We start from the raw sequence: 12,190 nt of genomic DNA, 5'->3' as shown, positions 1-12,190 counted from the left end.
AGAATAGCTTGAGCTTACACTATTTTAGCTTGGCGATCGCAAGTCTTAGTCGATCGCGGATTCGGAGGCTTGTATCCGTTTTTGGGTTAGGTCAATAATCTTTTTTCCCAGTCAGCAAATAAGTAACCATGTATCCTTTGCCCTTAACTTGAATAGCGCCACGCTTCTGAAAAGTATATTTATCTTTTAATAACTCGTAGGTTTCGGCGGTGACTTGAATGCAGCCAGTAATCCCGTGGGATTCCATGCGCGAAGCAATATTTACTGTGTCGCCCCAGAGGTCGTAAATAAACTTTTTTAAGCCGATAACGCCGGCAACGACAGGGCCACTGCTAATCCCGATCCGAATGCTGAAAGGTTCCGAATGTTCTAAACTCAGGAGCCTAATTTCGTGCAGCATGTCGATCGCCATGTTCGCAACCGCCTCGGCGTGATCCTCTCTGGCTGTAGGCAAACCGCCGACAACCATGTAAGCGTCACCAATAGTCTTAATTTTCTCCAAACCGTGGCGATCGGCTAAGTGGTCAAAAGCCGAAAAAATATCGTTGAGCACTTCCACCACCGCCGTCGCTGAAATTCTCGACGAAAGTTCTGTAAACCCCACAATGTCGGCAAACATCACAGTTACTTCCGCAAAACTTTCGGCGATATTGTGTTCATTGTCCTTCAAACGCAGGGCGATCGCTGCCGGCAAAACGTTTAGCAGCAGTTGCTCGGATTTAGCTTGTTCGAGTTCCAACTGTAGGTAAGCAGCCTGCAACTGTTCGGCTTGGCGAATTCTTTCTCCGGCTAGCTTTTCGATTTGCGCGGTGCGACTCAAAGATGTCAGCATATATGTCACCGGAATCAGAGTCCACAGCATCCCCATCGTCAGAGTTCCCCAAGAGCGCCAGTGCTTGCGAAGCCTGCGAATTTCCGGCGTTGCCGACACGTACATAGACCACTGGCGGCCGCTAATTTTCAGCCGCCTTCTGCAAGCTGTATAGTTCGGGCCTGGATTGTCAAGAATCGGGCAGTTTTGCAGGAGAGAGGGTTTCGCAGTGGCTGATGCTGGAAGCACTTGTTGGCTGGCGGATTGGAACTGCACCGCAAATTGCTGAATTCGCCTCTCTGCAGGGAGATTTTTGAGAACCGGGTTCCCCGTTTGCGGTAACAGCGACCCTGCTTCTTGCTTGTCTGGAGCCTCGCTAACGAGATAAATATTGAGGTAGTCGGTATTGCGTCCTTTTAAAGAGGTTTGGAAAATATCTTTGCCTCGAAATACGCCCAGAACAAATCCTTGTAGCAGTTGGCGACGGGATTCCAGGGTAGTCGGTTTACTGCTGTTTTCGTAAATCGGAACTACAGCCAAAAGACCCTGTTCCGGGGAATTGCCCTGAGTTAAGCCGATGTAGTTGGTGACAATCATTTCTCCTGTATCGCGCCCTCGATCGAGCGCGAGGCGGATTTCTGGGTGGGAGGCGAGGTCAAAGCCTAATACTGTCTCGTTTCCGGCTGGTGGTTCGACGTAGAAAGCCGGGAAGTATTCGGAACGCTGGAGGGCCTTGCGGAGTTCTCCTCGCGGGCCGCGCTCTGTAATCTCGAAGCTGGGCTCTGTTTCGGTTCTAGCTTTGGTTTCGTAGTTGCGCCGCTCGGAATTGGGAACGCGGGGGGCCCAAGCCAGGAGTTGCAGGCTGGGGTGGACGGATAGGGGACGGGCGACAAACCGAGCAAAAGAGGAACGCTCGACGGCGCTGAAGGCTTTCATGTAGTCGCTGAGGGCGAGAACAGTATCTAAGTCGGAGTTGACCTGGCGTTCGATGCCGATCGAAATATCGTCAATGCGGCGGTGCATTTCGTAGTCGCGGCGCTTGTCTTCCCAGTCCCAAACCAAGGCGAATGTCAAAACCGACAGTCCGACACCCAAAGCCAGCGTCAACCCGGCTGGAATGTAGCGAGACCAGGATAAAGGTAGTTTTTTCAGCATAATTGCCTAGCGAATAAGGGCAGCAGATTAGCACACCGCTAAGTGCGATTTGTTCCGGCCTCTGAGTGCGGTTAATTCAAAACCCTGATAACTCAAGCACCGACGGCAATTGGGAATTAAAAGTTAGATATTTAAACTTTTAGATTAATGGACGATCGCTCAGCAGGGGATTTCAATCCAAAATTCCGCTCCCTGTCCGGGCGCTGAGATGCAACGCAGGCTTCCCTTATGTTTTTCTACCACAATCTGATGGCTGATGGATAATCCTAAGCCGGTTCCAGCCCCTACGGGCTTGGTGGTGAAGAACGGGTCAAATAGCCGCTTGCGAACCTCTTCGCTCATTCCCGGGCCACTGTCGGCGATGCAAATTACAATGCGATCGCAGTCACTGAGCTGGTTTTTACTGTGGCTTTTCAACCCAGCTTTTTTCATGAGGGTGCGAATCACGATCGTCCGAGGTTCCGGTTGGTTTTCTAGAGCGTCGATCGCATTGCTGATAATATTGAGAAATACCTGGTTTAACTGACCCGCACAACAGTAAATATTGGATATTTTTCCATATTCTTTAATAATTTCAATCCCGCTCTTTATACTTGCCTGATGAAATCTGTGCTGCAATATTAACAGTGTACTGTCAATTCCTTCATGAACGTCTACCAACTTCATTTCTGCTTCATCCAGTCGCGAAAAGTTCCGCAGCGATAACACAATATTACTGATTCTTTCTACTCCTACTCTCATGGAATTTAGCATTTTTGGCAAATCTTCCTTCAGAAAATCTAACTCTAAGTCCTTAACTTTTTCAGCAATCTGAGGCACTGGGGACGGGTAGCATTCCTGGTAGAGACTTAACAGTTCAATTAAATCGTGAAAATAATTGTAAGTATGAGCAATATTGCCGTTAATAAAAGTTGCCGGGTTGTTGATTTCGTGGGCAATCCCAGCCACCATCTGACCGAGACTCGACATTTTTTCGGATTGAACTAATTGGATTTGAGCGTTTTGTAGTTGTTCGTAGGCTTCTTGCAATTGGGCGGCTTGTTTTCTTAATTGAGATTCGGAAGCTTGGAGTGCGGCGGCGGAAATTTTGCGGTTCGTTATATTTTCAATCATCCCTAAGTTGTAAATAGGTTTTCCTTCGCCGTCTCGAATCAAAGTAGCTGTCACATTTACCCAAACAATTTTACCTGTAGCGGTAATCTGGCGGAGTTCGATTTGATAGTGAGTAATTTCTCCCCGCTCAAGAGAATCAGCAACTTGGAGATTTTTTGGATAATCGTCGGGATGCCCAAGTTCTATAAATGTTTTGCTCAGCAATTCTTCGGCGGTATATCCCAGCATTTCGTAGTAAGTTTTATTAACTCGCACTAACTTGTTATCATCTAAATTAGCTAAGTAGATAGCGATGGGTGCATCTTCAAAAATTGTGCGAAATAGTTCCTCGCTGGCCCGAACTTTAGCTGCTAGGGAAAGCCTATCGGTGATGTCTTCAAACGTAGACAAAATGCCGACTACATTGCCGGAATTGTCGTGTAAAGGTATTTTATTTGTATCCAGACAGCACTGGGTGCCGTCGGCTTGCATTTTGGATTCTATGATGTGATATTCTGGGGTGTTAGTTGCCATGATGCGGCGGTCGCAGGCTCGAAAAAATTCTGTTTCTTCCGGCTTCCAGGGCATATCGAAGTCGGTGAGACCGGCGATTTCACTCGGGTGATTGAAACCTGCGACTTTGGCAAAGTTTTTGTTGCCTCCCAAGTAAACTAAATCTCGATCTTTCCAGGCGATTAACTGAGGGATGTTATTGATTACCGACCACAGCATTTTTTTGGAGGTTTCCAAGGCTTCCGTGCGTTCTAGGACGCGCTTTTCAAGTTCTTGATTGGCTTGTTGCAGGGCCATTTTTGATTCGCTGAGGGCCATTTCTGCTAGCTTGCGATCGCTGATGTCGATTGTCACCCCTTCCCACAGTATATCGCCCCCCGGTTGCAGTTCGGGGCGGGCAATACCGCGAATCCATTTCAGTTTTCCAGATGCGGTTACGATCCGCCATTCATATATCCACGGTTTTAAAGTTTGGCCGGAAATGGCGAGAGATTCTAACAGAACTTTTAGGTCTTCTGGATGCACCGTTGACCATACTAAATCCGAGTTTTCTTGAACTTTTTCTGGATCTAATTCGTAGAGTTCCCAACAGCCTGAACTGACATAAATGAATTCATCGGAACCGTCGGGATGCAGCAAGTATTGATAAATCATTCCCGGCACGTTGGCGGCCATTTTTTGGAATCTGGCTTCGCTTTGCTGCAGTGCTGATTCTGCAAGTTTGCGATCGCTAATGTCAATCAACAACCCGTCCCAAATAATGTCACCTTTTTCGCCCGGTTCTGGCCGGGAAGCCCCGCTAACCCACTTAATCCGATCGCCCGGAAAAACAAATCTGCCTTCCCACCGCCAAGGCTCTAAAGTTTTAGCTGAGATAGCAACAGATTCCTGGAAGCTTGGCGCATCCTCTGGATGAATCATTTCGATCGCGGGAATAGCTGAGTTTTGCAGTACATCTGGTTCTAATTCCCAGAGTTCGCGGCAGCCGGAACTGACGTAGGGGAATGACATAGTGCCGTCTGCTGCTAACTGAAATTGATAAATCATTCCCGGAACGTTGGCAACGAGTTTTTGAAACCTCGCTTCGCTTTGCCGTAGTGCTGTTTCTGCTTCTAGGCGATCGGTAATATCATAAAATGCCGATAAAATTGCGGCTTCGCCATTAAAATTAATCGCTCGCATCGACATTTTTACCCAAAAAAAACTGCCATTTGCTTTCTTGAGGCAGATTTCTTCGCGGTCGCTAAAGCCATTTTGTTTGACTAATTCTATCAATTGACGGCGGTCATTGATATTGGCATAAAGTGCAATTTTTTTGCGTCCGATAAGTTGTTCGTAACTCAAACCTAAACTTTCACCTAGAGCAGGATTTGCATACAAAATAAGGCTGTCTTCTAGGCGTGTAATTAACATGGGAACGGGAGTCGTACTGGCAATCACGCGCAATCTTTCTTCGCTTTCTTCCCTGGCTGTTTCGGCTGCTACTCTTTTGCTAATATCGTTCTGAACTCCGATAAAATGAGTTAATTTTCCCTGATTGTCTAGGATGGGGGAAACCATTAATTCGTTCCAAAAAGGAGTTTTGTCTTTGCGATAATTTTTGAGAACTACCTGAATTTCCGTTCCCGCTTCCAAGCTGCGGCGGAGTTTATTTAATTGGGTCTGATCGGTATCGGGGCCCTGCAAAAATCGGCAGTTGCGTCCAATAACTTCTTCGGTACTGTAACCGGTCAGTTTCTCAAAAGCAGGATTGCAGTAGATAATAGGTGTGTCAGGCTTGCGAGCATCCGCGATGAGGATGCTGTTGCTCGACGCTGCGATCGCCCGCTCTAGGAGAGACAGGTTGAAAGAGTCTGTTGTCATCTGTGGCAATATCCAAATTCCCAGGGAGGGGACAGAACAATAAAAATTTATAAATAGCTTGAGCCATTCTTATTGTATAATTTTATTTTCAATTTAGCTTTTTTAACAAAGTCAGCAGCCCAAAAAAGCCGACGTGGGAGACGACTAATACCATTTTAGATTTTAGATTTTAGATTGGCAATGACTGATTCGATTATGGTTTGGGGCACGGGCATACAGTTGCCTCCTGGTTTAAAAGTAGTACCACCGAAGGAATTCGGTACTTATCCAGAAAACAGAAGGTGAAAATACCGAATGCGGCAAGAAAACAGAAGGTGAAAATACTGATATTTTCAACTTTTTTTCTTCTTTTCCTTCCATCCGGCCCGTCAACCCTTTTAAATTGACAAGCTGAGGGAAGAACCCTGAGCGGTTTTGCTTACTTCAATCCTGGCTTGAAAAGCTTCTTTCAGGTGGGGCATATGGGTAACGGTGAGGATGCAGGCGAAGTCGGAGGCGATCGCATTAATTGCAGCAATCAGCCGATCGCACCCTTCAGCATCCTGAGTCCCGAACCCCTCATCAATAATCAACATTTGCAAAGCCGTACCCGCCCGCTGAGACAGCAGTCTCGCCAGGGCCAGCCGAATCGCAAAATTAATCCGAAAAGCTTCACCGCCAGAGTAAGTTTCGTAGGCGCGAGTACCGCGAGCATCAGCAATTAAAATGTCTAAAGTGTCAATCAATTTAGTTGCTTTTTTAGAAGCAGCAGCCCGCTGAGTAATAAATTGAACGTGCAATTGATTCGCGCTCAATCTCGACAATATCTGATTTGTTTCAGCTTCAAGTTGAGGCAAAACATTTTCAATCATTAAAGCTTGAATGCCGTTTTTACCAAAGGCTTGACCCAACTCTTGATAAACTCGCTGCTGGCGTTTTGCAACTTGCATTTGCTCTTTTTGAGCTACTAGCTGAACTTGCAGATTTTCCAGATTTTGCTGCTGCTGCTGGAGGCGTCCGAGACTTCCCAAATGTTGATCTAGCTGCTGGCGGCGGCGACTGATTTGCTGTTCGATCGCACTTATGCGGGCTGTGGGATCGGGATGTTCTTGCAATTGCTGGTTCATCGCGGCAGTTTGAGCGCTGACAGCTTGCAAATCTCGATCGCGCACTGCGATGGAATTTGCTATTTCATTAACCCGCTGCTGCACTTGCGGGTACTGCACAGTTGCTGACCGCAATTTTTCGGCGCGGGCGATCCAAAACTGCGATCGGCGCATTTCGCTGCGGACGTGTTCGTGCTGTTCCAAATTATAGCCAACTTCCGCAATGTATCTATCTAAAGACAGAATTTGCTGCTGTATTTCAGAGCTATTTTTTTGCTGTTCTAACTGTTGCTGTACCGTGGCTAATTGAGTTTGCAAATCCGGGCGGCGAGCATTAATTTTATTCAGTTTCTGCTGAGCATCTTTGATTTGAGCTTGCTTAATTTCCGCCCACCGCAAGCGCTTTTCATCACTGCGGGCGAGGGAGTGGCTGCGATCGCTGTAATTGAGCTGTTGCAGTTGCTGTTCGATTTGCTGGAGTTCGCCCAAATCATCGGCTGCATACTCGCCGGTGCGTAGCAACCGCTCTATTTCTGCCGCGTCTTGACGCATACTTTGCAGTCGGTTTTCATCTTGGCTCAGGCTATCTAATTGTGCTTGCAAATGGCTGCGGCGTTCCCGTAATTCTTGGTAGGGCGCTAATTCCTCTTCTAGTTCGCGGTATTCATGTCTGAGGACTTGAATTTCGCGCTCGGAGACGGCCAACTGTTCGCGCACAACCCACAGTTGGTTCCAGATTTCCTGCTGTTGGGTGTGGTGTTTTGTGACTACCAAATTCCAGTAGTGTTCGTCTAAAGGTCGATCGCACAAAGGACAATTGCCAAAATTTGTATCTCGCACCATTAAAGGCGAATTCGATGGCTCGTTTTCCGCAAAATTAGAGGCTTTACCTTCGCCTGCGCTGGTTTCTCCTTCATGTTTCCGCAGCAGTTGCAGTTTTTGGTCGATCTCGGCGAGTCTGGTTTGATAGTCGCGGCTTTTGGCTTGCAGGTTTCCGAGAAAGTCGTGCCTTTCTTGACCTTTTTCGCGGACTCGCTGCTGATAAACTCGCTTGTTTTCCAACTGCAAAATTTGATTGGCGATAGCCGAGATTTCCTGCTGTAATTGCGGCTGTCGCTGCTGCTGCTGAACTTGCACCTGTCGGTTGATTTCGTCTAAGCGGGCGGTTAAACCGGCGCGGGCGCGATCGAGCTTTTGTTGCTTTTGCTGCTGCTGTTGTAGCAGCGGCGAAACTTGCAGTTGCAGTTGCTCTAGTTCGTTGAGGCGCGATCGAACTGCTTGCAACTGTGCGAGTCCTTTGTCAACCTCCGGCTGCTGTTTGAGAATTTCCAGAACATCTTTTTCATCTTGTTCTAAAACCTCTAATTGAGCTTGCAACTGCTGAATTTTGCTTTGCAAAAAGCTCAGTTCTTGCCGTTGCTGTTCTTGCAATTGCTGACGCTGATTTTGGGCTTGTTGGTTTGCCTTAAATTTGCCAGCCAGAGTTTCTTCTGTGGCTTGCAAGCTTTGGAAATACGCGATGCCTGCTGTTATTTCCTTTTCTTGTCCTAGGAGGGCTTGTAGCTCATTTTGCTGCTGTTTTGCTGCGCTGAGTTCTTGCTGCAAGCGGCGGCATTCTTGAGTGATATTGTAGTGCTGCTGCTGGTGGCCGGCGAGGAGTTTTTGCCAAGTTTGACGGTTGTGGTGCTGGAGTTGCAGTTGCCGTAACTCAGTTGTGTCGGCTTGCTGCTGCTGCTGAAGCAAATCGGTTGCTTGCTGCAATTGAGTTTGTTCGGAGGCGAGATTCTCTTTTTGTTGCAGTTGCTCTTGTACGGTTAGCAAACTCTGTTTGAGCACTTCGACTTGAGCTTTAAATTGTTTGGACGTATCTTTGGCTTGTTCGGATAAAGTATCGTAGGAGTCGAGTTTGAGCAGGTTGGCTAAAACTTGTTTGCGTTCGATCGGCTTTTTGAGCATAAATTCATCAGCTCGCCCCTGCCGCAAATACGCCGAGTTGATGAAGGTATCGTAATCTAGTTTGATGTGTTCGAGGATTTTTTGCTGAGTTGTTCTCAGACCTTTGTCTGTGAGCGTGCGAAAATTAAGTTTTTCCTCACTCTCGGCAGAATTCAAGCTGACTTGAAATTCCAAACTTCCCGATTGTCCGCGCCGGCGGTTCCGAATCACCCGGTAGATTTGGCCGCCGGTAGAGAAAGTGAAATCAACGCGCACATCTGTTTCGCCGATATGGATGATATCGTCTTCCGTATCGCTGCGGCAACAGCCCCAAAGTGCCCAGGATAGGGCTTCTAAGAGGGAGGATTTGCCAGCACCGTTAGGCCCGCAAATGCAAGCGGTGTGCAGGCCGCGAAAGTCTAAAGCAGCTTCGCGATAGCTGAGAAAATTTTTGAGTGTAAGTTGTATAGGAATCATTTAGGCCATCGCGCCATACAATCTATCTATAAATAACACTATTTGTACGCTGTTGCCTAGTTATTCAATCCAGATCCAGAACAATTGTCAGTGCTTCTGCAATTTCTTCCATAATTGTCTCGGACAGGGTTCCGAGTTGTCGGACAAATCTTTGTTGCGAGACGGAACGGACTTGAAAAGTATCGGCGGCGGAGAGTTTCGCCAAGCCATTTTCGCCGCTGGGTTCTAGTCGAACCATCCAATTTCTCTCGGTGTATCGCTCTTTCCAGTCAGTGATGGGAACAATAACTTCAAGCAGCAAAATTCCAACGGTTTCATCACTGACAATTACTACCGGACGGGTTTTGCCGATTTCGGCGCCCACAGTAGGTTCAAGCGCAACCAGCCAGATTTCGCCTCTACGCATTAGTTTTTATCCCTGCGTTCAGGTATTCTTCCTCGGATTCAAAATAGGGTTCGCTATCAGCCGACCACAAATCATGTAAAGCACCTCCCGGCATATAATCTTTGACTGCTGCTTCTGCTGCAGCTCTGAGTCTCCGCTTTCTCTCGGCTTTGCGCTGGGCTTTTTCTTCTATTTCTTCGCGCATCATCCGCGAAGCTGCTTCGATGATTTCTAGGCGTTCTTCTGCTGTCAGATTTTTGAGTGCTGCTAAGATTTCTGTTTTGGTCACGGTTTTTTCGGGTGGTGGGTGAGAAAGTGCGATCGCACCATCATTATATCTTTCACAAAAATCAATATCGCCGCTCTGTGTTGATGACGCACCCTACATTACCGGTCTGTGCTGATGGCCCACCCTACATGGATCGCATTAACAGATTTTCCATCATCAAAAAGGGTTGACTGTATTCCTACAGCCAACCCCGCACATATTTATTTGTCCTGCGTTTGCTCAAACAGCAACACTACCTAACAAGATTCGGGAACGTATAGCCGACACCGACTAACAATCCCACGTCAGCTCCGTCAACAAAACCAATATTCAATCCCGCTGTTGCTGTTAAATTTGTCGTCAGCGGCACATCTACACCCCCCGAAATCAGGAAGCCAAAATTACCGTCATCCCCGGTAGTAACTATCACGCCAGCACCTGCATAGGGAGCAGCACTAATCACAAAATCCTCGCTGACTTCGACGGTCTCTTGAGATACAAAATCGAAGGTAACGGGAACTAGAAGAGTTAAGTTGTCGCGCAACAAAACAGTCGGTCTCACCGACAAATTGTTCGTCAAACCGATTTTGCTAATAATCGCAAATGAACCGTCGCCTAAGGCTGAATCTCCGCCAAAACCTACATTGCCGCCAATGCCGATGTAGCTGGGCCCAGAACGGGTAGCTCGGCCTGGTCGGATTTGAGTTCCCTGAGCCACTTTTTCAGTTGCTTCGGAGACAGTTGCAGGTTTTTCAGCAACTTTCGGTTGGTTTGTCAAAGCTGAGGCGGAAGTGCTGACAGGATTGCTCAACAATTCTTGTGCTGTTTGGACTTCTTTTTCTTCCTTCGTTGCTGTTACTTCAAGATTATTGCTCTCGGCAACAATTGAGGTAGGTCGCTCGCTCTTTTTGGCAGTCTCGACTTTTGACTGCACTTTGACACCATTATCAGCAATTTTAGCGGTTTCTTCCGAATTTTCAGTCTCAGCAGCAATGGATGTATTTGGCGCTGTTTCTATCTCAGCAATTTCAGATGTTGCTGCTTCCGATTTTTCGGGTGCAGCAATAGATACTTGCAAGTTGGCGTCCGGTTCGGAGGCTGCTGGCTCTGCTGCTTCTGTTAGTTCGCTCCAACTGATAGAATCAATTTTTTTATTACTAGCCGTTGTTTCTGCGTCGGGTTTAACTGCGGAAGTTGCCGTCGGCTCAGAAATTTGGTCAATATTTTGAGCGGCTATTGTTGCAGTTGTAGCGACATCGGGCAAGTTGCCAGTTTCAGCTTTCGCTGACATGGTACTGCAACAAACAGCTAAAGCTGCAAGATTTATTAACGCAAAAGTAGACTTGGAAAATAGACTATTCATAGAAACTCCTCAATGAAGGGTGTGTTAAAAGTGTAAGTGTTTGAGGGCGACCGTCGAGAGCTTTGCTAAAAAAAGACACAAATATGAGTTGTGTTGTTCCTAGATTGGCATTTTACCGTTGAATAGTCAACTCTCAAGCTGATTAGATTCAAGAACGGACGGTTGGTTTAGAGGCTAATTTTAATTTACAGATCGATCAGCAAAAAATCAATCCTAGGGATGATTGCACCCTTGCTCCTGTTTAATTGAGGGGTCGATCGCGCGCCTCGCTTGCATTCTACAAGACTGTACTTGGGGGCGCTGCACTGGCAGCCACGCCGGAAAAACCCGGTTTTTGAGGGCGCACCAGCTCGAAACCAGAAGACAACAAGCTTTCAAAACAGTTTTGGCAGCCCCGCCGTCCACAGCAAGTGCAGTTAATACAACGCGATCGGCTGCTGCACAGTCCATGACAATTAATGTAGAATAATACCACCGATCCGAGAAATATTTGTGGGTCGATCGTGTCAAAATTACTGAATTTTATGAAAATTGTGTAAAATTTAGTGTTCTATTTGTAAAGTTTAGCCTTCGCTTTCGCTCAGGGTCTGACCATCTCACAACAGTACGCAACTAAACAAGTAAAAAAATACAAATTATCTCATCTCAACCTGACTTTATGAGCAAAGTTCTAGTCATATTAGGCGAATTGAGCGATCGCGACATCGATTGGATGCTCGCCAACGGCACCCGCACCCAAGTCCTCCCCGGCACAACTCTGATCACCGAAGGGAAGCCCTTAGACGCCTTGTACATAGTTCTGGAGGGAACTTTGAGCGTTGCTGTATCATCTTTAGGCGGCAAAGAAATTGGAAAAATTATTTCCGGCGAAGTGTTAGGCGAAATGTCTTTTGTAGACGGGAGGCTTCCTTCTGCTAGCGTCACGGCAATTGAAGAGTGCCTCATCCTGTCAATTCCCCGGCGGCTGCTAACTGAAAAACTAGAGCAAGACGTGCTTTTTTCCCTGCGGTTTTATCGGGCGATTACCAAATTTCTGTCGTCGAGACTGCGGGGTACAGTCAAACGCTTCGGCGATGATAGTGATGGTTTAATATATCAAGAGCCCGACGACGAGGACGCCATCCCGCAAAATGTCGAAAATCCAGATTTGGCTGAATCGAGATTTCAATGGCTGTTGGAGCGTTTGAAGGGGAGTTGAAGTTCGGCAACGAGCAGTGTACAGGATTTAATGGATTTAACACCA

8 protein-coding genes are annotated in these 12,190 nt (G+C 47.1%); 1 reads left to right on the top strand and 7 read right to left on the bottom strand.

The genetic code is table 11. The features are described 5' to 3' along the window. Positions 1–91: 91 nt before the first annotated feature. From QUA25_RS15660 to QUA25_RS15630, 7 genes are all read right to left on the bottom strand, one after another. Positions 92–1,966, bottom strand: a complete 1,875-nt coding sequence (locus QUA25_RS15660; protein ID WP_333039357.1) for an adenylate/guanylate cyclase domain-containing protein — start codon at positions 1,964–1,966, stop codon at positions 92–94. Positions 1,967–2,125: 159 nt separating this feature from the next. Then, entirely contained in the window at positions 2,126–5,434 is a 3,309-nt protein-coding gene (locus QUA25_RS15655) for a PAS domain S-box protein (RefSeq protein ID WP_333039355.1), read from the bottom strand. Between the two features lie 377 nt (positions 5,435–5,811). Then, positions 5,812–8,931, bottom strand: coding sequence for an AAA family ATPase (locus QUA25_RS15650; RefSeq protein ID WP_333039353.1), 3,120 nt, complete (start codon positions 8,929–8,931; stop codon positions 5,812–5,814). A gap of 64 nt (positions 8,932–8,995) precedes the next feature. After that, entirely contained in the window at positions 8,996–9,337 is a 342-nt protein-coding gene (locus QUA25_RS15645; protein ID WP_190657517.1) for a type II toxin-antitoxin system PemK/MazF family toxin, read from the bottom strand. Continuing rightward, positions 9,330–9,605: a hypothetical protein gene (locus QUA25_RS15640; RefSeq protein ID WP_333039350.1), complete on the bottom strand. Its 276-nt coding sequence runs from the start codon at positions 9,603–9,605 to the stop codon at positions 9,330–9,332. Before QUA25_RS15640 ends, QUA25_RS15645 begins: the two co-directional genes overlap by 8 nt. 232 nt (positions 9,606–9,837) lie before the next feature. After that, a complete protein-coding gene (locus QUA25_RS15635; protein ID WP_333039348.1) occupies positions 9,838–10,947 on the bottom strand; it encodes a hypothetical protein in 1,110 nt (369 codons plus the stop codon). Between the two features lie 213 nt (positions 10,948–11,160). After that, the gene (locus tag QUA25_RS15630) at positions 11,161–11,457 is read right to left on the bottom strand and encodes a hypothetical protein (RefSeq protein ID WP_333039345.1); all 297 of its coding nucleotides are present in this window, start codon (positions 11,455–11,457) and stop codon (positions 11,161–11,163) included. Between the two features lie 148 nt (positions 11,458–11,605). Here QUA25_RS15630 and QUA25_RS15625 point away from each other — a divergent pair, with 148 nt between their 5' ends. Continuing rightward, a complete protein-coding gene (locus QUA25_RS15625) occupies positions 11,606–12,145 on the top strand; it encodes a cyclic nucleotide-binding domain-containing protein (RefSeq protein ID WP_333039344.1) in 540 nt (179 codons plus the stop codon). Positions 12,146–12,190 lie beyond the last annotated feature (45 nt).

The organism is Microcoleus sp. Pol17C6 (genome assembly GCF_036701145.1).
Taxonomy (GTDB): domain Bacteria; phylum Cyanobacteriota; class Cyanobacteriia; order Cyanobacteriales; family Microcoleaceae; genus Microcoleus.
Note: the sequence above shows the minus strand (reverse complement) of the source record. Positions and strands in the feature narration are given on the sequence as shown.